The sequence below is a fragment of the Streptomyces sp. BB1-1-1 genome (genome assembly GCF_031597775.1).
GTDB classification, from domain to species: domain Bacteria; phylum Actinomycetota; class Actinomycetes; order Streptomycetales; family Streptomycetaceae; genus Streptomyces; species Streptomyces thinghirensis.
Window position 1 is genome coordinate 133,459 of the sequence record NZ_CP134203.1, and the last position, 22,059, is coordinate 155,517.

At 68.8% G+C, this 22,059-nt stretch carries 19 protein-coding genes and 9 pseudogenes; 14 read left to right on the forward strand and 14 right to left on the reverse strand.

The genetic code is table 11. The features are described 5' to 3' along the window. Positions 1-23 precede the first annotated feature (23 nt). Both RI578_RS00530 and RI578_RS42635 read left to right on the forward strand, forming a co-directional pair. Entirely contained in the window at positions 24-149 is a 126-nt protein-coding gene (locus RI578_RS00530) for a hypothetical protein (protein WP_310869155.1), read from the forward strand. 90 nt (positions 150-239) lie between these two features. Beyond that, positions 240-807, forward strand: a pseudogene (locus tag RI578_RS42635) (formylglycine-generating enzyme family protein). Here RI578_RS42635 and RI578_RS00535 read toward each other — a convergent pair. Together RI578_RS00535 and RI578_RS00540 are read right to left on the reverse strand one after the other, a co-directional pair. Further along, positions 779-1,079: pseudogene (locus tag RI578_RS00535) on the reverse strand (transposase); the annotation flags it as partial. The pseudogenes RI578_RS42635 and RI578_RS00535 sit on opposite strands and share 29 nt — an antisense overlap. A 54-nt stretch (positions 1,080-1,133) precedes the next feature. Beyond that, a complete protein-coding gene (locus RI578_RS00540) occupies positions 1,134-1,406 on the reverse strand; it encodes a hypothetical protein (protein WP_310869156.1) in 273 nt (90 codons plus the stop codon). A 42-nt stretch (positions 1,407-1,448) separates the two neighbouring features. On the opposite strand from RI578_RS00540, the pseudogene RI578_RS00545 reads away from it, so the two are divergent. From RI578_RS00545 to RI578_RS00560, 4 genes and pseudogenes are all read left to right on the forward strand, one after another. After that, positions 1,449-2,018, forward strand: a pseudogene (locus RI578_RS00545) (hypothetical protein); the annotation flags it as partial. Next, positions 2,015-2,554 carry a GNAT family N-acetyltransferase gene (locus RI578_RS00550; RefSeq protein WP_310869157.1) on the forward strand — a complete coding sequence of 180 codons (540 nt, stop codon included), beginning with the start codon at positions 2,015-2,017 and terminating at the stop codon, positions 2,552-2,554. The pseudogene RI578_RS00545 and the gene RI578_RS00550, both read left to right, overlap by 4 nt. A 130-nt stretch (positions 2,555-2,684) precedes the next feature. Next, positions 2,685-4,584, forward strand: a pseudogene (locus RI578_RS00555) (SMI1/KNR4 family protein). 357 nt (positions 4,585-4,941) lie between these two features. Continuing rightward, positions 4,942-5,451 (forward strand): SMI1/KNR4 family protein, encoded by a 510-nt coding sequence (locus RI578_RS00560; protein ID WP_310869158.1) that lies wholly within the window; start codon positions 4,942-4,944, stop codon positions 5,449-5,451. 30 nt (positions 5,452-5,481) lie between these two features. Here RI578_RS00560 and RI578_RS00565 read toward each other — a convergent pair. Together RI578_RS00565 and RI578_RS00570 are read right to left on the reverse strand one after the other, a co-directional pair. Beyond that, positions 5,482-5,707: pseudogene (locus RI578_RS00565) on the reverse strand (transposase); the annotation flags it as partial. Positions 5,708-5,850: 143 nt separating this feature from the next. Beyond that, complete coding sequence (locus RI578_RS00570; protein WP_310869159.1) at positions 5,851-6,174, reverse strand: hypothetical protein; 324 nt, start codon at positions 6,172-6,174, stop codon at positions 5,851-5,853. Positions 6,175-6,368: 194 nt separating this feature from the next. Between RI578_RS00570 and RI578_RS00575 the strand changes: the two genes are divergently transcribed. Next, positions 6,369-6,821: a TspO/MBR family protein gene (locus RI578_RS00575; RefSeq protein ID WP_310869160.1), complete on the forward strand. Its 453-nt coding sequence runs from the start codon at positions 6,369-6,371 to the stop codon at positions 6,819-6,821. Positions 6,822-6,857: 36 nt separating this feature from the next. On the opposite strand, the pseudogene RI578_RS00580 reads toward RI578_RS00575, so the two are convergent. Then, positions 6,858-7,217: pseudogene (locus RI578_RS00580) on the reverse strand (IS5/IS1182 family transposase); the annotation flags it as partial. Positions 7,218-7,290: 73 nt separating this feature from the next. Here RI578_RS00580 and RI578_RS00585 point away from each other — a divergent pair. Beyond that, positions 7,291-7,625 (forward strand): annotated as a pseudogene (locus tag RI578_RS00585) (ankyrin repeat domain-containing protein). Here the strand turns inward: RI578_RS00585 and RI578_RS00590 are convergent. The 3 genes and pseudogenes from RI578_RS00590 to RI578_RS00600 form a co-directional block, all read right to left on the reverse strand. Further along, a pseudogene (locus tag RI578_RS00590) lies at positions 7,597-7,823 on the reverse strand (IS5/IS1182 family transposase); the annotation flags it as partial. The pseudogenes RI578_RS00585 and RI578_RS00590 sit on opposite strands and share 29 nt — an antisense overlap. 61 nt (positions 7,824-7,884) lie before the next feature. After that, positions 7,885-9,369 carry a UvrD-helicase domain-containing protein gene (locus RI578_RS00595; RefSeq protein WP_310875626.1) on the reverse strand — a complete coding sequence of 495 codons (1,485 nt, stop codon included), beginning with the start codon at positions 9,367-9,369 and terminating at the stop codon, positions 7,885-7,887. Next, positions 9,366-9,842 carry a hypothetical protein gene (locus RI578_RS00600; protein ID WP_310869161.1) on the reverse strand — a complete coding sequence of 159 codons (477 nt, stop codon included), beginning with the start codon at positions 9,840-9,842 and terminating at the stop codon, positions 9,366-9,368. The genes RI578_RS00595 and RI578_RS00600 overlap by 4 nt, the downstream gene beginning before the upstream one ends. 47 nt (positions 9,843-9,889) lie before the next feature. On the opposite strand from RI578_RS00600, the gene RI578_RS00605 reads away from it, so the two are divergent. Continuing rightward, on the forward strand, positions 9,890-10,180 hold the full coding sequence (locus tag RI578_RS00605) for a hypothetical protein (RefSeq protein ID WP_310875991.1): 291 nt from the start codon (positions 9,890-9,892) through the stop codon (positions 10,178-10,180). 165 nt (positions 10,181-10,345) lie between these two features. On the opposite strand, the pseudogene RI578_RS00610 reads toward RI578_RS00605, so the two are convergent. Together RI578_RS00610 and RI578_RS00615 are read right to left on the reverse strand one after the other, a co-directional pair. Beyond that, positions 10,346-10,678 (reverse strand): annotated as a pseudogene (locus RI578_RS00610) (DUF6083 domain-containing protein); the annotation flags it as partial. 170 nt (positions 10,679-10,848) lie between these two features. Further along, entirely contained in the window at positions 10,849-11,112 is a 264-nt protein-coding gene (locus tag RI578_RS00615; protein ID WP_310869162.1) for a helix-turn-helix transcriptional regulator, read from the reverse strand. Positions 11,113-11,546: 434 nt separating this feature from the next. Here RI578_RS00615 and RI578_RS00620 point away from each other — a divergent pair, with 434 nt between their 5' ends. Further along, positions 11,547-12,350 (forward strand): hypothetical protein, encoded by an 804-nt coding sequence (locus tag RI578_RS00620; protein WP_310869163.1) that lies wholly within the window; start codon positions 11,547-11,549, stop codon positions 12,348-12,350. A gap of 170 nt (positions 12,351-12,520) precedes the next feature. Further along, positions 12,521-13,174, forward strand: coding sequence for a hypothetical protein (locus RI578_RS00625; RefSeq protein WP_310869164.1), 654 nt, complete (start codon positions 12,521-12,523; stop codon positions 13,172-13,174). Between the two features lie 982 nt (positions 13,175-14,156). Here RI578_RS00625 and RI578_RS00630 read toward each other — a convergent pair. The 4 genes from RI578_RS00630 to RI578_RS00645 form a co-directional block, all read right to left on the reverse strand. Further along, the gene (locus tag RI578_RS00630) at positions 14,157-14,879 is read right to left on the reverse strand and encodes a helix-turn-helix domain containing protein (RefSeq protein ID WP_310869165.1); all 723 of its coding nucleotides are present in this window, start codon (positions 14,877-14,879) and stop codon (positions 14,157-14,159) included. Further along, complete coding sequence (locus RI578_RS00635) at positions 14,879-16,981, reverse strand: hypothetical protein (RefSeq protein ID WP_310869166.1); 2,103 nt, start codon at positions 16,979-16,981, stop codon at positions 14,879-14,881. The genes RI578_RS00630 and RI578_RS00635 overlap by 1 nt, the downstream gene beginning before the upstream one ends. Before the next feature lie 24 nt (positions 16,982-17,005). Beyond that, positions 17,006-17,602, reverse strand: a complete 597-nt coding sequence (locus RI578_RS00640) for a helix-turn-helix domain-containing protein (RefSeq protein WP_310869167.1) — start codon at positions 17,600-17,602, stop codon at positions 17,006-17,008. A gap of 180 nt (positions 17,603-17,782) precedes the next feature. Further along, positions 17,783-18,892 (reverse strand): hypothetical protein, encoded by a 1,110-nt coding sequence (locus RI578_RS00645; protein WP_310869168.1) that lies wholly within the window; start codon positions 18,890-18,892, stop codon positions 17,783-17,785. 729 nt (positions 18,893-19,621) lie between these two features. On the opposite strand from RI578_RS00645, the gene RI578_RS00650 reads away from it, so the two are divergent. The 3 genes from RI578_RS00650 (at position 19,622) to RI578_RS00660 (ending at position 21,976) form a co-directional block, all read left to right on the forward strand. Beyond that, positions 19,622-19,837, forward strand: a complete 216-nt coding sequence (locus RI578_RS00650; RefSeq protein ID WP_310869169.1) for a hypothetical protein — start codon at positions 19,622-19,624, stop codon at positions 19,835-19,837. Positions 19,838-20,150: 313 nt separating this feature from the next. Then, positions 20,151-20,939, forward strand: coding sequence for a hypothetical protein (locus tag RI578_RS00655; RefSeq protein WP_310869170.1), 789 nt, complete (start codon positions 20,151-20,153; stop codon positions 20,937-20,939). A gap of 233 nt (positions 20,940-21,172) precedes the next feature. Next, complete coding sequence (locus tag RI578_RS00660; protein ID WP_310869171.1) at positions 21,173-21,976, forward strand: SAM-dependent methyltransferase; 804 nt, start codon at positions 21,173-21,175, stop codon at positions 21,974-21,976. Positions 21,977-22,059 lie beyond the last annotated feature (83 nt).

Genomic DNA, 22,059 nt, shown 5'->3' on the forward strand with positions numbered 1-22,059 from the left:
GGCTCCCGGCCAATCCCAATGACGTGACCGACCGCGAGGCGATGGGACTGCCCTGGTCCTTCGTCTCGCGCACGGACGGCCTCCTCTTGGCCGAGGCCCACCGCAAGCTCGCCGACCGGGAGCCGGAACACCTGGCGGCCGCGGCCTAGGACCGCTCACTGCCGTTCGTCGAGCGGCTCTCAGCCGGCTCCCTCCTCGGTTTGCTCGGGGACCCCAGGATCTCCGCGACGGACCCGGCGATGGTTGAGGTGCCGGCCGGTACGTTCCGTGTGGGGCTGGGATCCCGCGCGGGTGGCAGCGGTGGCCGAGAGGTGGCGCCATGTGGGCGTGCTGCCCGAGTGGATCCGCAAGGAGACCCCGAACACGTCGTTGACGTGGCGCAGTTCAGGATCGGGCGGTACCCAGCGACCAATGCCGAGTACCGGGAGTTCCTGGAGAACACGGACGCGCAGTGGCTGCCGACGTCGTGGCGCTTCGGGGGTGTACCCGGCTCACCTCTCCAACCGCCCGGTGTGGACGATGCCGCCGGAGGAGGCCGACGCCTACACCCGGTGGCTGGCCGAACGCGCCGGCCGGGCCTTCCGGCTTTCCACGGAGGCAGAATGGGAGTACGCCGCCTCCGGTGGAGACGGCCGGGAGTATCCGGGGGAGAAGAGTTTCGCCCGGAATGTGCCAACACCGCCGAGGCGGGACCCACTGGAGGCCCCCGTCGGGATCTACCCCGACAGCCGTGCGCCGTTCGGTTGCCCCCCCGATCGCGCTGTCGCGTCCAGCTCGCCCCGGATGTGCCGCTGCCGGACACGCTGACCAGGGACAGGTCCGTCGCACCCCGATGGGCGGCTTCGGCGATCAGGCCTTCCAGCAGCACACTCCGGCGTCCCTCCAGACCCGGAAGCGTCCGTAGACGGTGGGCCAGGGGCCGAACTCACCAGGCATCTCCCGCCACTGGGCACTGGACCGAAACCGCCAGACCACCCCCTCGAACTGGTCCCGCAGCCGGGGTATGGACCGTACTCACCGATCGGCAGGTAAGGCTCGATGAACTCCCACTGCACGTGGCTCAGTTGCCTCCGCGTCACACCCAGCGTCCTACCAGGCCCCATCCCCCGACAGGGACGGAACCGGAGTTTGGTTCACACCCTCGAACAAGCCTTGTGCCGTCGGTGGTACGACCAGGTCACCGCCGCCAGGAGCGGGCCCCACAGCAGCAGTGGGGCGTGGGCGGCGGCGAAGAGCACTTCACCGGCCGAGATGCTGGGGTCCGGGCTGGGCGAGGTCAGCAGTCCTCCGAAGAAGAGGACCCACCACAGGACGGTGACCGCGAGGGCTCCCAGCGAAGCGGCGAGGACCGCGAGCCCTCGGTCGACCGGGCGTCCTCCGAGGAACGGAATCCAGCAGGGCAACACCTCTTTCCAGGGTGACTGGGGAGAACTACAAGGCCGTTGACAATGGGCCGACCCGCCGACGCGTTCGCCGCCAATGACGTCGCTCGCAACCTGGACATCACGCGCCGCGACCCGATGTTCGCTTCCCTCGGCATGGCCCGGCAGGCGGCGATCCACGGCGCGGCGCACGACCGCACCGGCACTCGTCGTGCGTTCGACCAGGCGCAGGACGCCATGCTGCGTGCCGACCCGGGCGACTACCGGCCTGTATGGATGCTCGCCTTCTACGACCAGGCCGAGCTGCACTCCCTGGCCCTGTCCGCCCACTTGGCACTCGGCGACCACCCGACCGCCGAGTACCACGCCCACCGCTGCCTGGCCGCTCTGCGCCCCCACATGGTCCGGTCCCGGGCCATCACCACCACCCGTCTCGCACACGCCCAACTCGCGCAAGGCGCCGCCGACGCCGCCGCGACCACCGCGATGAAGGTCCCCGCCGACGCGGCTACCCAGCACGCCCGGGTAACGCGCATGTTGCAGGAGTTCGGAGCCGCGCTGCGTGCCACCGCGCCCCGCAGCTCCACCGTGCAGGCCTGGACCGAGCACACCGCCACCTGGAGGATGGCCGCATGACCACGGCTCCCGCCATCGAACTGCGCACGTTCACCACCCTCGACACCGCCCGCGGCGACCTCCTCGACGTCTACGCCGATGTGCGCGCCCCACTCCTCCACCTGCCGAACTACGCGGTCACCGCCTTCGGCGAGCGCCTGGACCGACACGGCGGCGAGCCGGGTTTCACGGCCGTCCTCGCCTACGCGGACGGACACCCGGTCGGTTACGCCTACGGCAACGCCATCGGACACGGCGACCGCTACTGGCAGCGCACCAGTCCAGCGCCGGCGGACGAGTACACCGAGCGTCCGGCCGTGGCCCTCAAGGAGATCGGAGTCCGGCCGGCGTGGCGGAAGACCGGCGCCGCCCGGCGCATCCACGACGCCCTCCTCGCCACGCGCGACGAGCCGTTCGTCACGCTCATGGTCAACCCGGCCGCTGGGGACGGAAAGGTCCACGCGCTCTACCGGTCGTGGGGGTACGAGGACATCGGGCGAAGCCAGCCGTCACCGGCGTCGCCCGTCCTCACCGTGATGATTCGCGCCGTTCGCTGATCGCGGCGAGGGGGGCTGAAGTCTGCACGCGCTACGGCTTCGGAGGCCGAGCACGTCATCGCCACGCCCGCAGGCCGGGCGGCGCGGCCACGGTGCCGCCGTTGTCGGTGCCCGATGGCACCATCCGGCCATGAGCAGCGACGGTTTCAACTGGCACGCTTTCCTCGGCCGGTGGCAGGAGGAGTGGGTTCCGCGCACGGACGCCGACCAAGACAAGGGAAATGAAGAGGCCCTCGTTCCCCTGGGCGGACCCGGCGCGGACGAAGTGGCGATAGCCACAGCCGAACGGCGACTGGGGCGGCGCCTGCCACCCTCCTACCGGGCCTTTCTGGCCGCGAGTGACGGGTGGCACGTCGACCAGACGGCCGGGATCTACCAGCTCGGCGGAACCTCGGACGTCGACTGGTTCCAGGATCCGTACGACATGACTTCGCTCTACGAGGAGATGCTGGGCCCCGATCCGAGCGAGGAGGAGGCCCTGCTGGCCGGGATGTGGAAACGGGCGCTGCGGCTCGAGACGGATTCCGACATGTCGTACGCCCTGCTCGACCCTGGCGACACCGATGAGGACGGCGAGTGGGCGCTCTACGTCTACCACGGCTGGGATGGTGAGTTGCCGAACCGCTACCCGTCGTTCCGCGCGTACATGGAGGCCATGTACCGCGGCTTCCACTCCGCCCGGGTTGGACAGACCCGACTTCGTGAACGCCACCACGCGCGCTCAGGACGCCAACGTGGAGGAGGCCCGTCGGCTGGCCCTGCGTGGACGGTACGAGGATGCCCTGCCCCGGCTCGAGGAGGCGCTGTCCTTCGGACGGCCGCGAAGCGCCGTCCTGCTCCACCAGATCCGGCACCTCCTGGATCCGCTCGGCTCCTTCGGCTACGACAGCCTGTCGTCGGACCCTTGCTACCTGCCGGAGGTCCTGCCCGTTGAGGCCATGAGTCCGGCGAGCGGCGCATGGCGGCTGGGTGGGGACGACCACTGGCTGGGGATGATGGCCGCCCGTGGGGTGGCCCGGGAGACCGCGGAGGCCGTACTGAGGGCGATGCGCGAGGGCACTCACCGCTACGCGCCGCCCGGCACCTGGGGCGAAGCCGTCGCCGAGGCCCGGGAGCAGGCCCTGTGGGGCGCGGGCGACACGGCGTGGCGGCTGCTGCGGAACGCACTCCCTGCGTGGGAGGCACCGGGCCCCTTGCTGATCGCCCCGATCGGGCTGCTGGCCGATCCGGTCCTGGGTCCGCTGGTCACGCCCGAACGGGGGCGCGAGCTCCTCGGAACACCGCGAGCCGGACAGACGGGACCCGCTCCCGAGCCGGTGCCCGATCTCGACCCGCCGGGCCTCGCCTGGCTGACCGGCCCGGACGCGAACCGGCAGCCGTTCGACGGCTACCGCTGTGTCTGGGCCGACGGGATCGACCCGACCCGCCTGCCTTCCCTGATCGGCGAGGAGGGCGCCGAACTGAGCGCACCGGTGGATCCGCGAAGGGCTTCCTGGCGGGCGCCCAAGCCCCATGAACGCGAGGGTGTGGAGCTCTGGGAGGACCGGGCCGTCGTCGCTGTCGGCCGCACGGGTGAAGGATGGGCCTTCGCATTCGACGGCCACTCCCACCACCACCTGAACGAACGGTTCGTGTCCCCCGCAGCGGCCGCGTCCCTCTCCGGCCGCGCGGTCGTGGTGTGGCGCGAGCCGGCGCCTTCTTCCCTGCCTGACCAGCCCGCCGCGTTCCACCTGTCGGTGGCCGAACACGGCGAGGAGCTCTACGCCTTCACCGTACGGGGTACGCAGATCCAGCGCTCCGGCGCGATACCGGAGGCCCTGGAACCCGCACACCTGTTCCGCCCGGAGGGCACCGAGCTGGACGGCGAACTGCGCGTGCTGGAGGCCCTGCACACCGAACTCGGGCTCTCCCTCCCCCGCTTCGCGCTGACCCGGGGAAGGCTGCGCACCTTCACCACCCGGTCATGGACGAGGGCGCCACGCGCGGGCGAGGGCTACGCCTACATCAGGGTCGGATGGCACCCCTCCTGAACGCGGTGTGGGACACGGGTCCACCGGCGCCGACGACGCCCCGACCGTGGCCCACGACTCAGGCTGATCGCGGATCGCGCACGACGCTCTTTGAGGCCGATCACTTCGCTGAGCTGAGCGGGTCGGCCACGTCCACGGCGAGGGCAACACTGCCGGATGCGACGTCGAAGCCATAGGGGCCGACTTCGATCCGTCCTTGACCGCACCTGCGGCCAGGTCAAAACCCGGATGCGAGCCTTCCTGTCCCAACGTAAACGCTGTACTGGTTGCCCATGACTCACACAGGTTTCCTTGGGTGCGGTGGCAGTCCAGGGAACGGCAGTAGACAGCCGGGATCTTGGCCTTGATCATCGGTGGGTGACCGACGACGAGATCGTGGAACGAGTTCGGGCCTATGCAAGAGCCCATGAGCTACCGCCGCCTGTGCCTCCCCAGGCAGTCGCTGAGGTTGAGGCCGTCGTGGGGTATCCCATGCCGGAGTTGCTGCGGCGTTTGTACCTGGAGGTCGCCAACGGCGGCTTCGGCCCTGACGGGAGCATTCTGTCCCTTACCGACGCGGGCGAGTGGTACAGCGATGAGGAGTCGCTCCTCCAGCTTGTACGTGACCGCGATTCCGTGTCCGAGCCGGAAGCTCCGCTCCAGCCGCGTCATGTACCACCGTTGGTGACACTGGGCTGCGCGATATGGTGGCATGTCGACTTCAGCACGCCAGAGGGCCGCATGTGGGGGTGGGACCCGAATGCGCGCTGTGAACAGCACCGCTTCTTCGTCGAGCGGTTCACCCTGGCGGAGTGGTTGGCGGACTGGCTGGAGGGCAACCGCACCTTCCCACATCCGCCACCCGTCGTGGACTGCCCCAGTTGCTGAAGGACTGCCCTAACGGTCCAGCCGGCGGTACCGGCCCTGGTTGAGCCCGCCGTAAAGAGCCCCGTGCCCACGGCGGTGTTCCGGCGCGAGCGCGAGATGGACCAGCGTGCGGACCGGCCCGTCCGTGCACAGCAACGCGTCGCACAACTCGAACAAGGCGTCGCCCCCGCGCGGTCATGCACGCGTACAGCTCCGACCGGAAGTGTGACACTTCCGCGAACGCATCCCGCAGGACACCCCGATGCACCAAACTCACGACCACGGCCTTCGCGCTGATCCACTCTGTGACGGAGCACAGGATCAGACGAAGGCCGCCTTCACGTCCGCTGAACTGCGAAAATACCGACCAAGTTCGAGGCATCGTTCGATGACCCGGCGCGGCATGGAGGCAGGCATCTGTCACTCGTCGTCCGTACGCTCCGCGGGAGTGTCGAGGTGCCTGTCGAGAAAGCCGTTGATGAACTCCACTCCGAAGGCGTGTGTGTCCTGCGAGACATCGGAGGGCGACTCACCGAACCACAGAACGGTCTCCGGGTTGCGCTTGGCCTCATCCAGCCACATGCGAAGCCTGCCGAGTCGTCCTCCGCTCAGCCGGACAACAGCCTGATGCACACGTTCACGCTCCGTGCCCGCATAGAGATCGAGGAGCGCCAGAACGCTCGCTGCTTCGGCATCCGGAAACGTGGCATTGCAAAGCTGACGTGTTGCTGGTGACACAGCCATGCCCGTCATCCTGCCGACCGCTACCGCGACCGGCAACGGCCAAGATAGGACGCAGGTTAGACGACAAGGTCAGTACCTGTTTCTCAACCTCGTAGCAGACAGTGATGTCCTTCGGCTGGTGCCGATGAGCGGAGGGATTGGCTACCACTCCAGATCGGAGGCTGGAAGGTTGCTGCACGGTTAGACTGCGGTTCGTGGATTGGATCGCGGCGTTGGTGACGATCAGCAGCGTGGTGCTGTCGGCCGTACTGGGGAACCTTTGGGTGCCGAAGGACGCTCTGCGCTGGTTTCGGGAACTGCGTCGCCCTGGGTGGATGATTCCGTTCCAGGGATTCCTGGTGGTGGGCTTGATCTATTACGTCCTGATGGGCGTGGTGTTGTACCGGGCGTTCGACCGAAGTGACGTGGCTGCGATCGTGCTGTCGTTCGTGGTATTGGTCGGCAACGAGGCTTGGAACTGGCTCTTCTTCGGCCGCCGCAGCGCGCGGGCAGCCTTCATCGGCATGATCGCGTTCGCAGTCCCGGTGCTCGCTCTACTGGCAGCCGTCGCCGAAGACCCACTGTCCCTGGTTCTCGTCAGCGTCTATTTCGCGTGGGTGCTCTACGACGTTGCGTGGACCCGCGCTCTGTGGCGGCTTAATTCCTGACGCTGGCGGTGGTGACCGTCACCGCCGGATTGATCAGTCCCGTTGCGCTTCGCGAGAGTTCGATTGCCCGCTTCTGCGGGAGCTTCGGCGGGTGATTCGCCTGGTCATGAGCGTGATCGCAGCCCAGGTGATCAACAATTCAGGATGCTGGATGAGCCGTTCGTAGTCGCGTTCGTAGTCGCGTGCGTGCATGACCCAGACGTGTGAGCGTTCGACAACCCGGCGCCGGGGCAGAACGACGAATCCGGAGGCGTCCTTCGGGCTGCTGACGGTCTTGATCGTCAGGTTCAGGTGAATTTTCGCCTAGGTCACGAGCTGTCCGGCATTGGCGGAGTCGGCCCAGACGATGGTGATTTCAAGGCGCGTCAGCCGCAGCCGGAAGAGGACTTCTTTAGACGTCATCTCAATTGGTGGTTTCCGGTGTGGATAGTCGCTGGCAGACGCATTGCGGTGGCGGTTGAATGCCTTGGTGAGCGCCTACTGGACGCCTGCCCATCACGCGGTGGAGCACGAGGATGCGGAGACCTTGGCCCGGTTGCTGGCCAATGGTGCCGATCCCAATGAGGTCTTCAGCAACAGGACGCTGCTGACGCATGCGATCGACGTCGAGGGCGATGGCTCGCTCCAGAGCGGCCAGCCGTTGGCCGTGCATACCACTGCGGTGCTGCTGTCCTTCGGGCTGACCCGGAACTTGCAGGTCCTGATGGTCGCACTCCCATGGACATGGCCGATCATTACGGCCACGACCTGGCGGTGCAGCTGCTGCGGGCCCACGTCAGCGGGCCAAACGCCGGTAGCAGATGAGGGTGCAGGCGATGCTCGTGAATGCGAGGAAGTGGTCGGCCTCGCGTTCGTAGCGCCGTGGAGTCGTCAGCAGCCGGCCAGCCAGGCCATGGTGCGTTCAACGCTCCAGCGGTGTCGCCCGAGTCGCTCTGAGTTCTCGACGCCCTTGCGCGCGATGCGGTGTCGGATGCCGCGCTGGGACAGCCATTTCCGCAGGTGCTGGCTTGCGTCGATGCGCCAGCGGACAGGAGTGCGCAGTCCACTGGCCGGTCGCGCCCCTCTATGAGCGCTGATCGGGGTATGGCCCGGTGCCGTCAGGATGGTTGTGAATCCATGACAGGCCTCCCAGATCGAGACGCTGGCGTGCGCGGGTGACCGCCACGTACGCCAGGCGGGCTTCGGCGTCGTCGACGGGGTCGGCGGCAGGAGATGGGGCACAGGCGGGGTCGGAGTGGGTGACCTCGGTGCGGTCGAAGTCGCTGGCGACGAGGACTCGCTGCCACTCGCGGCCCTTGGCCTTGTGTGCCGTGGAGACGGTGACCTGGGCCTGGCGTTCCGGGACGAGGTGTGCGACGGCGGTGAGGATGGCGTCGGCGCCGTGAGTGTCGACGAGATTGACCAGAGGCAGAAGGTCGCGGCCTGCCGGGTCGTGGGTGGCGTAGTCCTGCAGATCCCCCCAGCAGGGAAAGAGGACGAGTTCGGGATGGTTGGTACGACGTCCCTCCTTCAGGTCGCGGGCGGCGAGGGCCAGAGCCTGGAGGCTGTCCCCGCCACCGGCGAGGGCAACCCTGAGCCCGGAATCCATGTGTGTCATGACTTCGGCCATGGCTCCGACGTTGGTGCGGCACAGGATGGCGTCCGGGTCGGTGACGGGGCCGAGGTCGGTGGGGACCGAGGGGGTGCCGGTGAGGCGGATCGGGGCGTCTGCCAGTCGTAGCCAGCGGTTGGCTTCCTCGGCGAGGTGAGGGCCGAACCGGAAGGACTGGGACAGGGCGAGTTGGGTGCCGTGGAAGCCGGTCATGACGTCTTTGGCGCCGCGCCAGTGGTAAATGGCCTGTGCGGAGTCGCCGACCATGACCAGCTGGGCGTGGTCGCGCTGGTTGAGGAAGATCTGTTCGACTACGGGGTTGGTGTCCTGGGCTTCGTCCAGGAGGAGGAAGTCGGCGTCGAGCCGGGGGCGGGTGAGCGCCCAGATCTTCAGGTAGTGGTCGTGGTCGAAGCGGACAGCGCCGTCGTCGGGGTGTTGGAGGTCAGCCCAGGCTTTGTGAGCGAAAAGCACGATGTGCTCGGCAAGCTGGGTGTGGTGGTCTGTGTCTTCCAGGCCGCGCAGGTGGGGTACGTGGCAGTGGGTGATGGTCTCGTCGGCTGTGTGGCAGAAGCGGCTGACGGTGCGAAGGGCGGCGTTGGAGAGGGCTCTCTGGGTGATCTCGCGGTCCGCGATGCGGACAACTTTAGTGATGCCGAGGGCCTGCCCGGTCTGCCAGGCGGGACGGCGAGGGGCGTTGAGGCGGCGGGTGTAGCGGTGGCCGAGGGCGGCGTAGGCCAGGGAGTGGGCGGTCTTGCACCGGACGTTGGAGGGGAAGCGGGCGGCGGCGTCCTGGGCGATGGCCCGGTTGTAGGCGAGGTAGCGGCCTTGGCGGCTGGTGGTGCGGGCGAGCAGGTTGAGGGTGGTGGTTTTGCCGGTCCCGGCGCCGGCCTGCAGGGACAGGTGGTCGCCGTTGCGGAAAGTGTCGGCTGCGGCGGTCTGCTCGTGTGTGGCGGTCACCATGGTGCTGCTCCGGGGGAACGGGTCAGCGCGTGGCCGACAGCTGTCAGAAAGTGGGCGGGGGTTGTACCGGTGAGGAGGTGTTTCACAGCGCGATTGAGACGGTCGGTTTCCTCCCTGTCGTACTGGGTCAGCTTGTGGTGCAGCATCCGTTCCAGCGTCTGTTCGGGGGTTTGACCGGCCTCCTCTGCTGTTCGGCCGAGGATGGCTCGAGTGGCAGGCGGCAGAGAGACGTTGAGCAGAACCTGTCCATGCGTGTCGGGGTAGCGGGTGGTGATGACGTCGATGGGCAGGTGTGTGCCGATTCGCTGGCGCAGGCGGTGGGCGGCTCGCCGGGCGGTCTTTCCGGGGCAGAGTGCCATCAGGCGTGTGGCGTCGTGGTTGGCTGCGAGTGGGATGGAGCGGGTGGCTGCGCGGAGTTCGGCCGGACGCGCGGAACGGGTGAGCACGACTTCCAGGGCGTGGTGGGGCATCGTCACGTTCCTTGGCAGGGTCGGCGGGACGGGCGTGGAAGATGGGTGTGGATGTGATCGGCGTGCAGGAGGGGGTCGAAGACCTGCCATTCGGTCTGGTCGAGTTCGACGGGGACGGCTACGTGGTCCGGGCAGTGTTGAGCGCGCCAGCGCAGTTGCTCGACCGGGTCAAGTCGGTCGAGGTCGTAGACGGCCATCGGGGGCGGAGACTGGCCTCGGCTGTACTGAGGACCGACGGGCAGGAGCCGCCAGGTGCCTGCCGGGAAGCCGGCGTCCAGGACGCGCTGGCCACACAGGGGACGGTGAGGACGCTGTGTGATGCAGCGGATGTTGTCTAGTGGTGCGCTGGCCAGGTAGAGGGTCAGTAGGGCTCGTACGACCGGGCGGGCAGGGGTGGTGGACGGTTGCTCTGAGCGGTGCGGTGCGGGGGTGAGCAGGCCGGTGTCGATCAGGCGGCGGGTTCGCAGGGCGAGCCGGAGGCGGAGGGCGTCCAGATGGGGCCGGGACTGCGACGCGTCCGTTCGGCGGGGGCAGACGAGCCGGTGTGGGATACGGCACCACGGGCTGCCGTCACCGCTGGGGTGGGCGATGCCTGCGCTGAGGTGCCAGCGGCAGTCCTCGGGGATTACGGCAGAGGCCAGTTCTGCGGGGTGCAGGGCAATGAGTCGGTGATCCGCGCGCGGAAAGAGCTCGATCGGGTTGCCGCAGGCGGAGCAGCGGCGGGTTTGCCCGGCAGTCGGAAAGCGGCCTGGGCTAGTGGCGGTTGTTCGTAGCGGTCGCCTGCGGGGGCGCACGGTGTGAGGGATGCCGTGCAGGCGAGTGAGGTGGGAACGCATGCGCGGACCGTGTCAGGCGACACACTGTAATCGGCGCAACGACAGCCGAGGACCCCGCGAACGGCCCAACACTCGCGAACGTATGAGCGAAGGTACGTATGCGGGTGCGACTCTCTCTCGCCTCTTCGGGTGATTCGCTGCGGCGCGAATTTCAGGGCGTGGCCGGTTGGTCAGGTGTCGTTGCCGCCCGGCGGGGTGTGGTTGCTGCAGAGCGCCGCAAGCAGGTGCTCGATGGGTACGTCGAAGACGTGGGCGAGGGCGTGCCAGGTGGTGAGGTTGCCGGGGGTTCGGCCGTGTTCGAGGTCGATGAGGGTGCGGCGGGCCAGGCCACTGCGGTTGGCGAGTTCGTCGAAGGTCCAGCCGCGTTCGCCCCGCAGGCGTGCGAATTCCACGCGTAGTGCGCTGAAGTCGGGATCGGGGGGCAAGATCGTCACTCCACCATCCGACGGTGCAGAACCCTGCCCTGTCAGTGCGGGTTTCTGCACTATCTGCGCTGATGAGGGTGACATTCACGGTGCGGAAATCTGCACTAGCGTTCTGGCCGTCCTGGCGCCTGCTGCCAAGACGCCTGTCACACCAGTTGTGTTCACGGGAGGACGACGAGCCGATGAGGCTGGCCGGTACACAGGCCGCGGTGCGGCGCGTCTGGACAGTCGAGCTACGCCCGCGAGCGGGAGGGCCGAGACTGTTCTGCATCCAGTGCAAGGCCCACACACCCCCGGTGGATGTGTCCTCGGCCCGTTCGGCGGCCCTGACACATCTGGCCAGCCACGCTCGCGCCGAGGCGTTGCCCGGGCACCTGCGCACGTGCCAGTGCCGCGCCCTGGGCTGTACGTGGCATTCCCGCAGCCGAGGCTGCGGGGGGCCGGTGCTCCTGGCGCTCACCCGCCAGGCCGGCGGGCGCTCCTGGCGCCTGGCCGACGCCTGCGCCGCCTGCGCCGCAGCAACCAGCGAGACCGCCGTCGTGCCGGATACGCTGCTCGGCGCACGCCGGCCCAAGCCGGCGGGAGGCATCTTGCGGCGCGCCCGCCACGGACTGTCTCCGGGGCCCGACGAACGGGCCCGTGTGCGGGAGATGCTCACCTACCTGTCCGCCACGCTCCCCCAGTTCACCTCCCCCGCTGCCCGGCTGCTCGCCCTGCAATGCGCCCTGCGCTCGGACACCCGGGGACATGTCACTGTCGCGGACGGGATGCTGCGCAGCATGCGGCTGCGCGGGCGCCGGGAACTGTGGCTGGAGCTGGCTCAGGCCGGATGGCTGGAGACGGCCAGTCCCCGGCCCGGATCCGTGGCCGTACGGCTACTGGACGCCACCGTGCTCGACCAGGCGCCAGGCCGCGGCGCGCGGCGCCGCGCCGCTCACTGGGCGCTGCACCCGACGCCCCTGGTGGTGCCGGCTGCGGCTCCCGCTGTGTTGCAGCTGACCGCTCTCGCGCTCGCGTCACATACCTTACGCACGGAGGATTTGGACGCTGTGTCCCGCCTGTGCGGGCACTCCCCGCAGCAGACCATGGAGTTGCTCGACCGGCTGGTGTCGGCTCGCACCCTCGCATCTTGGCATCACCACCATGACACCGGTGAAGTGCTCTGGCAGTTCCCGCAACAGCTACCACAGTGCTCGGCAGACCGGACAGCTGAATACTGCAACCCGCGGCGTCCAGAACGGCGGTGAGCATGGATGCGGTCCGAGAGGGCCAATCCTCATCTCTCATCCGTACTATCTCCGCACGGGGGTATGCACGACTGGTGCTGCGGCTTTCCTCTCAGGAGCAGCCAGCGCATCCGCGTCCGGCAGTCACCTTCCCTCTCCACGTCCCTCACGCAGCCAAGGAGAACAGCACCATGTTGGAGACATCGAACACAACCGAAGTGGCCTCGCAGTATGCCGTCCAGGTGGCCAGCGACCTCGAGCGCAATGCCAAGGAGCAGGAGCGCATCGGCGCGGACATCGCCACGCTGCAGGAGAAGCTCACCGCCCTGCAGCAGGACCACAATGTTCTGGTGAACATCCAGCAGGCACTGGCCGGCACTGTGCCCGCGCCGGCTGCTGAGAGCACCACCGTGCCCTCACCCCGCAAGAAGACGGCCGTTGAGCCTACCGGCAGCAGGCGCTCGCAGACCGCGAGGACCACGGCCTCGCGGGGTCGCACAGCGGCCAAGGAGCCCGTCGCCGCCAAGAAGGCACGTGCCGCCAAGGCTCCGGCCAAGGCAAAAGCGGCGAAGAGCGACGCGCCCACCCTCGTCGAACTCGTCCGCCGTCACCTTGCCGCGCAGAGTGAACCGCGGTCCGCCGCAGAGGTCTCTGCCGGGCTGAACCAGGCCCATCCCGAACGTGCTGTCCAGACCACCGTGGTTCGCAACACGCTCGAAGGTCTCGTTGCCAAGCAGCGTGCCCAGCGCACCAAGCAGGGCTCCTCGGTCTACTACACCGCCACCGGTGGGCCCGAGCCCGTTGCTGGTTCCGAGGGCGCTGCACAAGCCGAGAAGATCAAGTAGAAGCCCAAGCCCGCTGCGCTCACCGCCCGCAGACCGGGCTGTGTCGTTGTCACATCACCGGCGACATAGCGTTGGCACGACGGGCCTGGCCCGGAGCGGGCGGCGGGGAGCCAAGGACGTCCGCCCTCTCCGGCTTGTGGCCCTGCTTGATATCACGGCTGAGCCACCCACCTGGGTCAAGCAGGCCGGCCACGGCTGGATCGCGCCCGATGCACTGCGTCATGACGTCCATCGCTTGCGCTTCCGCATGGCGGCAGCCGTCGTTCCGCCAAAGTCCCAAGGGCCCTGGCCGGTTGGGTTCCCTGTCCTCCTCGTGAGGGGATCATGCCACCATTCTGGTGGCGGCCGTCTTCTCACCTGATGCGGTGGCGGCCGTCATCGCACTTGCGACTGCGCCACTGGGCTACTTCGGTGCCCGGGCCGACGCGAAGGCCACTGTGCAAGCCGTCCGACGAACAGACCCGAAGCGCCGCCGACCAGCAGGCACTCACAGCCCGCCGCACTGTGTATGCAGAGTTCGCCCGAGGCGCGGTCCGAGGCGGTCCTGCACGTGGACCAGCAGGTTGAACGGATCCGGCGCGCCGCTGGGAAGAGGAACGAAGCCGGTTCCCGCGCGGAGCTTCTGAGCTTGAGGATTTGGCCGCGCTGGTCGCTCTGCTCAGAGACGGCGTGCACCCGAATGCGCTGAAGGAGGCCGTCCAGCTTGGCCTTCTGTCCCCGAGGGATGCTGAACGGATCGCGTCGTACTCGGTCCACTGGCCCGATGATGAGCCGCTGGAACGGGGTCGGCAGCAGCTTCAGCCCATGAACGAGGCTCTGGGTGCGTTCATACGAGAGGCTCACTTGGTTCTGCATCCGCCAGAGGTGGAACGGACCGCCCCGTGACCGACCGATTCCCTTCCAGTTCAGACGGGAGGAACCTTCGCTCTACGCCTCGCACACGGTGGGGAGCCGTTGGCCGCACGAGTACACAGGGCCGCCGTCAGCGAGAACGCCAAGTGCGTACTTCAAGATGGAGAATCTGGGCTTCGGGGCGGATACGGCCGGTCTCCGAGAGCCACTGGTGCACGGCGGCGGTAACGTCACCGCCGGCGGCGTCCACGCGGCGGGCGAAATCGGTCGCATCGAAGCCGCCGGTCTGGGCGGAGCCGTAGGAGCGTTCTTCGGTGTGGTCAGCGCGCTGGGTGACATCGCGGCGGATCCCGGGTGAGTCGGTGCGGCTGCCGGAGGGATGCACATAGGCGGTCTTGGCGAGGCGGACCGTGAAGGCCAGACGCAGGCCGCGGCGTGCCGCTTCGGCGATAAGGGGGCGCAGGCGGGCGGACCCGGAGGCGATGGCCTGGGAGGCGACGCGGCCGGTGCCGGAGCCGGTCGGGGTGATCAGCAGGGCTTTGGTGCGGACGCGGGCGCGGGTGCCGGAGGCGGTGGTACGGCGGGTGGTGTGGCGGGCCGCGATGGCGGCAAGTTCGGGCAGGTCGGTGACCCCGCCGGTTTCGACGGCGGTGAGGACCTGGCGCAGGGCGGGGACGAAGGCTGCGCCCTTGTTCCTGGAGTAGAACTGCGAGACCAGGGAGGGGTCGCGGTCGATGATGCGGGCGATGTCACGTTTGGTGTAGCCAGCCTGCTGGAGCCGGTCGGCGAGCTGAGCGGCTTCGTTCCTCCCTGTGTCCTGCGAGGAGCGTCGGCGACGAGTGCGGGACGGCATCAGGCCTCCTGCCGGGTGATGGCGTGGGTGGCCCTTCCAGCGTCCCGAAGGGTGAGGAGTTCCTCCTCGGTGGTGGGAGCGGTGACGGGGCCGGTGAGGTGGCCGCGCAGAAGGTAGTCGCCGGGCTGGTGGTGATAGGGCCAGTTCTGGTGCTGGGTGAGGTAGAGGGCATCGGTACGGAAGGCGACGACGGTGCCGGGCGGGGTGTGCAGGGCTCCGGCGTAGGCGTTGTCGTCGCGGTGGCGCTGGCTGAGGAGGGCAGCGCGGGCACCGGACCAGATGGCGGCGGCCCATTCTGGGTGGGCGTTGGGGTCGCGGCTGAAGCCGGTGGGGCGCTGCCAGGTGATCTGCTCGTCGTCGAAGCCGATGATCTCAGCGTCCGGGGGCAGGTCGCGTTCCATGGTGCGGGGAGTGGTGCCGGTGACCATGCGGGGACGCTGGGCGAAGGAGCCGATGCCGTACAGGAGGATGGCGCGTACGGCGCGGGAGGCGAGGTGGGCGGCGCGGGCCTGCTGGGGGTCGCCGTGGATCTGGGCCTGGGCGGTGAGGTTGGTCCAGGTGTCTTTGAGTTTCTTGGCCCAGTCGTCGAGGGGCTTGCCGTCTTCCCAGAGGATGCCGTCGAGGATTTCGATCTTCCACGGCTGAAGGGGGTTGGTCAGGGCGGTGTGGAGTTCGGGGCCTCCGGCCCAGGTGGTGAAGGTGGTGCCGGCAGTGGCGGGGTAGTGCCAGGCCCGGTCGCCCGGGGCAGGCGCCGGGAGGAGGCCGACGTGGTTCCAGCCGTCGGGCACGGTGACGCGGACGTGCCAGTGGCCGCAGCCGTACAGGGCGCGGATCTGTTCCTTCTCGCTCCAGGAGGCGAAGGTGGCGGCGGTGATGCGGCGGGGGGCGCCGACCGGGGACTTCCAGGTGTGCTTGGCGTAGGCGAAGGTTCGGTCGTACTCGACAAGGGCGGGCAGTTTTTCGGGGACGCGGGGCGGGGTGATCAGTTCGTTGCGGCCCTGGCCGGCGGTGGCGTGGAGCAGGCCGCGCAATTCTTCGGACAGGACGGGAAAGCCGTCGGCGTGCTGGCCGCGGATGGGGATCGTGCGGGTCCACAGGTCCCGGCCTGTCTGGGAGGGCGAGCCCATCAGGACGGCGTCGCTCCAGTGGCGGCGCAGGGCCTGCCACAGCAGGACGAAGGCGTCGCGGACGGTGGCCGGGGTGTCGTGGTCGTCGAGGTCGAACCACTCCCCCACCGAGCGGATCTCGACGTGGGCCTTGCCGTCGTCGCGCTGGTATCGGCCGACGGGGTTGCGGGCGTGGACGAAGTGTCCGGCCATGCGGTCGCGGCCGCGGCCGGTGTCGGTGCGCCAGCCGGGAGTGGGGGCGTTCAGCCAGGCGGTGACGGCGTCGCGGAGGTAGGGGTAGCGGTCGGCGTCGCGGTGCCAGGGGTCGCCAGCGGTGATGTAGATCCGCTCCACGCCGTCGGGGACGGCGTGGAAAACGGCGGTGAGGATATCTGCAGCAGTGCGGCCTGCGAGGTCCAGGTGGTGAATGTGCTGACGGTGGGCGAGGACGCCGGTGGCGGTGTCGAGGAAGACGGTGGAGCGGGCCTGCTGCGTGAAGTTCGGGCGAGTGGAGGCAAGGCTTGAGGTGTGGGTGAACCAGGCATCGCCCGCCTCCCCTGTGGGAAGGGCCGGCAGGGCCCGCGGCGCGTCCGTGATGGGCTTGGCCGAGGCGTCCGCTGGTTCTGCGGAGGGCCGCGGGGTTGGTGGGGTGCTCTGTGCATCGTTGATTGCGGGCGCTACTGCCTGCGGGGAGCCAGCCGGCCGGGCGTCGGCCTCAGCGGCGGCGGCCTCGGGGGGCGTGGCGGGCTCCGGGGCCTGGCCGGGTGCGGCGAGGTCGTCCGGGGCCAGCTCCGGAGCGAGGGCGACGATGTCGGCGACGCTCATCCCTGCTGCCGGGGCGATTCGCTCGGCCTTGGCTTTGCTGTAGGCGGCAAGGCGGGTGATCCGCTGGTCGCGGTCGGCTTCCAGCTTTGTCAGTTCCGCCCGCGACTTCTTGATCCTGTCCCGCACAGCGCGCAGTTCGGCGAGCGCGGCGTTGTAGCTCTGAGCGTCCATCAGCAGGCCTCCTTGACCGGCAAGTCACGCGGCTGTGCGGGTGGGAACGTAGGCGACGGCTCCGCCTGAGTGGGAGACGAGCCGCGTGCCGAGCAGGAGCTCGGCGAGCCACCGGTCGGCTGCCGACTCTGCCGTGATGGTGGTGTGGGGAGTGGCCAGGTCGGTGACGTACCCGGCCAGGCGGGCGTCGGGGAAGGCGTGCCGTCCCTTGGCGTTCTTCTCCCACCGCTGGAGACCGGTCAGGACGGCCACGACGTAGCCGGACAGGGTGACCGGCAGCACCTGTCCGGCTGCTACCCCGGCGGGGTCGCAGCGCCACCAGCCGCGCAGGGCTCTGACGAGGTCGTCGGGGGTGAGGGAGGAGGCGAAGCCTCTCCAGGCGCGGTCCGGGTCGTCGGCGGGCCGCGCAGTGTCGACGCGCAGGACGGCGACCTCCGGGGAAGACAGCTGATCCAGGGGGGCGTGGTGGCGGGTGCTGAGTGCCTGGACGGTTTCGAGCGGGACCATGACACGGACGCCGCGACGGGACAGTCCGGGCAGGAGTCCGGCGTTGACGAGTCGCCGGAAGGTCGTGATGGCGCATCCGAGCTCTTCCGCGGCCTGTCCCGTTGTCAGTAGCACCTTTCCCGCCCTCTCCTGCATGCCTAATCACTTATCTGATTGAGGATGCTAGTGGGCGTCCGAAGAGGAGTCAAAGATGAGCCGTGCATGCAGCGTCTGCCCCCGCTTACGCCGCTGGCGTCCCCGCAGGGCGCCAGCGGCGAGTGGGCCTCATCGGGTGGACTACGGCCTGCTGCGGTGTCAGCAAGCGGGTCCCGCCACGTCCTCGACGATGCGCACCACGCCTCCGGTGGACACGTGCTCGAGGGAGACCGTCTGGGCCCAGGCCATATCGGGTGCCGCGTCCGCCTTCGGCACAGGAGGGCAGCCGTTGCCACGCAGTTGCTGTTTCAGGTGACGTCCGAAAGCCCAGGCGTCCTGGGCTGCGGCCAGGTGCCAGCGGGCCAGGGGCCGCCAGGAACGGCCGATGGAGTGCAGACGGTGCCGGCCCTGGGCCACCGCCCACCCCAGGGCCCGGAGGTCATCGTGGACGGCGAGATAGAGGTAGCCCGGCTCCACCGGGCTGATGTCGAGCCGCGCGCAGACAGGGCAGGCACGGTGGTGACCGGGGATGCTCCCCGGCACGGGTGCCGAGTCGCTGTCACAGGTGGTGCAGCGTGACCTCCAGGGGGCGTTGACGTCTCCGGAGTACGGCTCCAGCGGCTCCAGTCCGTGCGTGATCATGCAGGCCACCGCCTGCTGCTCGTCCAGGGGGTGACGAACGGGGAAGGCGGCGGCCTTGCAGGCCCAGCACTGGTGGCCTCGCAGGCGTACCGACGCGAGGGTGGGAGTCCCGAGGTGGCCGCAGCGCAGGCATCTTGAGAGCCAGGGTCTCATCTGCTGCCCCGGATAGGCGGTAAGAGGGGCCAGTTCGGCGGACGTCATGATCTCCGCTGCCGCCACTGCGCCGAGGGCGCGCCCGGCGCAGTGGTTGCATCGGGCGTGTCCGTTGCGTACGTGGGAGAGGCGTTTGATCTTGACGGCGGCGCATTGTGCGCACCGGCTGCGCCACGGCTTGGCTGCGCCCGGGTACGGCTCGAGGGGCAGCCAGCCCCAGCGCTGCATGGTGGCGGCGGCCTGCGTGCCGTCACGCCTGAGCCTGTTGGAGATCTTCCGGGAGCGGCAGGTTCCGCGGCAGACGCCGCTGCCCTTGTTGACGACGTCGCTGTAGCGGGGGGTGTGGACCTCGCCGCAGGTCAGGCACTGGCACCGCCAGGGGTGCTGGGTTCCCGGGAATGCCTCCAGGGGCCGCGCGCCGCGTTCCATCAGCGCCTGGACGGCTTGGGCTTCTGTGATTCTGCGTGGTGCCATGCGCTCCCCCGATTCGGACTGCCGCCGCACGGCGACCTGCTCGATCGCCCTCCGTGCCGCGTCGCCCCATTGTGGCGGTGCCGGGCGGGCGGCGAGCGCGATCGGCCGAAGGTGCATCACGACGTGCCGGTGGCGCTCTTGTTTTGCGTGGACGGGCGGCGGCCGGACGGACTCTGCGCGTCCACCGTTTGGAGCAGGGGGTTACCTGAGGCAACAATGCGAAGGGGCAGGCCTCGGAACGTGTCACGGAGCCTCTGTTTTTTGCATCTGCACGTGCAGATGAATGGAAGATCGTCCTCCGCTGGACTTTGCATCCCTCCCACGGGTGAATGCGGAGATCTGCTGCTGACGAGCACCCTTCGGCCCCGCATTGACTGTCCGTCAAGGGTTGGCCGGTTCTCTCGCCTTATTGAACGGAAGGGTCGAGATCTGTCCGTTCCAGGGGCGTCAGATGTGTCGCGTGGACAGATTTTCACCAGACCGGAGAACTGGGCCGAACGGAGCGAGACTTGCACGTGCATTTTTGCGTGACGGTTGCCTTCTGGATCTCCGGGTTAACGTGACGACGACGCACGGGAGGGGGTAACTTCCTCCCCAGAAAGTGCCGTACGCCCCCAAACGCGGGCGGGCCCCGGGGGTGTCGCCACACCACCGGGACCCTGTTGCGGACGCTCAGTCAGAAAGGCTGCTAACCATATGAACGCCCGCTTCTTCCGGGGTATGCCTTGCATGCCCCGCGGACGCGAAAATACCATTTCGCGCTCCGTCATTCCACAAAACGCCTGCCTGGATGCCCTGGACGTCCGCCTGCGGCTGAGCTTCGTCCTGGTGGTGATCATCGTCGTGTGGGTGCTGGGATCCGGCGGCCGGGACGCCTGGCTGCTGCTGCCGGCCGCCGGCCTGGCGGCCCAGTCCTCCTTCCGCTACCTGCGCGTTCGGCTGTAGGGATCTGCTGCCTGCCGGAGCCAAGCGCTCCGGCGGCGGTGCCTGCGCGGTGCGCCGCGCAGGCACCGCCGTGCATCGACTTCACACGGAGGGGCGGAAGAGGGCAGTGCGAGCTCCGGTTCAGCGGAAGAAGTGCGGACACTGCGGGCAGCCGCTGCGTCTGCGGGAAGGGCGCGGACGGCGCCGGGACTACTGTGACGAGCTGTGCCGCAGGCGCGCGCAGCGGGCGCGCAACGCGCAGCGCGGTCAGCCGCTGGCGGTTCCCAGTGCCGCGCGCAGCGCACGTCACCTGGCGGCTCTCACCGGACGGCTGATGGCCTCCCAGAGGCTGCAGCTTCCGCTGCGGGCTCAGCTGGAGATCATCGACAGTGTCTACCGTCAGGCGGAGCGCTGTACGGCGGCAGTGGTGCATGAGGCACAGCAGGCAGGCGCGAGCTGGGAGGAGGTGGGCGCGGCCGCGGGCATCACCGCGGCGCAGGCCAGCGCCCGCTGGAGTACGCCTGCGCTGCGGGCCCTCTTCCCGCCCCGGCAGGCCGCGGATCGGCGCGGCGCCGTCCAGCGCCTGGCGGACGCCCTGGCTTGTCTGCAGATCAGCTCAGGCGTGGTGGTGGACGAGGCGGCCGAGCGGGCGGGGCTCCAGCCGGAGTACGTGCTCCAGGCATTGAACGGTGACGCCGTGCCGTCGTGGCCTGAGGTGTACACATTAGCCGGTGTGTTCGGTGGCACGGCGGAGGATCTGCGACTGTTGTGGGAGAGTGCCGCCGGCACGCTGATGACGTCTCGGTTGCCTGCTCAGGGAGCTGTCGGCTGCCTGGCGGCTGCACTGCGCGGTCTGCATCTGTCAGCCGGTTCCCCTGCTTTGCACAGGCTCGGTGAGCAGGCGCTGCTGCCTGTGGAGTGTCTGCGTCAGGTCCTGGCCGGCCGGCACGCTCTGCCCTGGCCGGCGACTGCCCGCCTGGTGCGTGCTCTGGGCGGGCGCATTGATGACGTCGAGCCGCTGTGGCAGGCGGTCCGTCAGGCTGCTGTGAGTCTGCACGGTTCCCGTCCTGCGGAGTCGGTCTGCGGCCGTTGCCGGGCGCAGACCGTGCCGGAGCGCGACTGAGATCACTGCGGCTTGTGGCGCCTGGGCAGCGGTCGGGCCAGCCTCAGCGGGTCCTCCGTGACCGTCAGCAGGCGGCGTGCGCCCCGGAATGCTCCGGGGCGCCTTTTTTCGCGCCAGAAAGGGCTCATTTCACGATGGGGTCTTTTTCCGCCGGTCAGCTTGGATGCCGTCTTGTGCGGTTCTAGCATGGGCGATTCACCGATGCGGACGGTTGGGGGCCCTTCTTGACGTACATGGCGGAAAACAACACAACTGGTATTGACGTGAGCGTGCCAAGCGTGGCGCGGATGTACGACTGGCTGCTCGGAGGGATCGAGAACTACGCCTCCGACCGCCAGGAGTGCGAGAAGCTCATGCAGATTGCGCCAGGCACCAAGGTACTGGCGCGCAACAACCGCGAGTTCCTCCAGCGGGTCGTCCGCGTACTGGCGAAGGACTACGGGATCCGCCAGTTCATCGACCATGGATCCGGCCTGCCTACGCAGGACAACGTCCATCAGATCGCCCAGCGCATCGACTCCAGCTCCCGGGTCGTCTACATCGACAACGATCCCAGCGTGCTGGCTCACGGGCACGCGGCGCTGGAGGAGAACGACAGCACCGTCGTCATCGATGCCGACATGCGCGACACGGAAGCGATCTTCACTCACCCCGAAGTGCGGCACCTGATCGACTTCACCCAGCCCGTTGCCGCCCTGTTCATCTCCGTGCTGCACTGCCTGCCCGACCGCGACCGTCCCGGGGAACTGGTGCGCGATGTGGCCCAGCGGCTCGCCCCGGGGAGTTTCCTGGTGGTCTGCCAACTCGTCAGTGCTGACGCCGGGGTGCGGGAGAGAGTGACCTCGCTGATGGACGGGGCGACCCATGGTCACTGGGGCAGGGTGCGGGAGGAAGAGGAGGTCCGTGCCTTCTTCGAGGGGATGCAGGTCCTGGAGCCGGGCCTGGTGGACGTGACCGACTGGCGGCCGGACGACAGTCTCCCGCCCCGCGCTCACAGCGACGAGTGGGTGGAGTGGGGCGGGGTAGCCCAGCTGTGACGGTCTCGCGCCAGCCGCATCCAAATCCTGTGAACAAGTGGCCGATCGGGCAGGCCGGCGCTGGGGAGCAGCTGGATACCCGC

Coding starts and splice junctions, on each gene's coding strand:
- RI578_RS00550 (WP_310869157.1), top strand. CDS start 2,015: ATGACCACGGCTCCCGCCATCGAACTGCGCACGTTCACCACCCTCGAC.
- RI578_RS00570 (WP_310869159.1), bottom strand. CDS start 6,174: ATGGCTGTGTCACCAGCAACACGTCAGCTTTGCAATGCCACGTTTCCG.
- RI578_RS00600 (WP_310869161.1), bottom strand. CDS start 9,842: ATGCCCCACCACGCCCTGGAAGTCGTGCTCACCCGTTCCGCGCGTCCG.
- RI578_RS00625 (WP_310869164.1), top strand. CDS start 12,521: ATGTTGGAGACATCGAACACAACCGAAGTGGCCTCGCAGTATGCCGTC.
- RI578_RS00630 (WP_310869165.1), bottom strand. CDS start 14,879: ATGCCGTCCCGCACTCGTCGCCGACGCTCCTCGCAGGACACAGGGAGG.
- RI578_RS00635 (WP_310869166.1), bottom strand. CDS start 16,981: ATGGACGCTCAGAGCTACAACGCCGCGCTCGCCGAACTGCGCGCTGTG.
- RI578_RS00645 (WP_310869168.1), bottom strand. CDS start 18,892: ATGGCACCACGCAGAATCACAGAAGCCCAAGCCGTCCAGGCGCTGATG.
- RI578_RS00650 (WP_310869169.1), top strand. CDS start 19,622: ATGCCCCGCGGACGCGAAAATACCATTTCGCGCTCCGTCATTCCACAA.
- RI578_RS00655 (WP_310869170.1), top strand. CDS start 20,151: ATGGCCTCCCAGAGGCTGCAGCTTCCGCTGCGGGCTCAGCTGGAGATC.
- RI578_RS00660 (WP_310869171.1), top strand. CDS start 21,173: ATGGCGGAAAACAACACAACTGGTATTGACGTGAGCGTGCCAAGCGTG.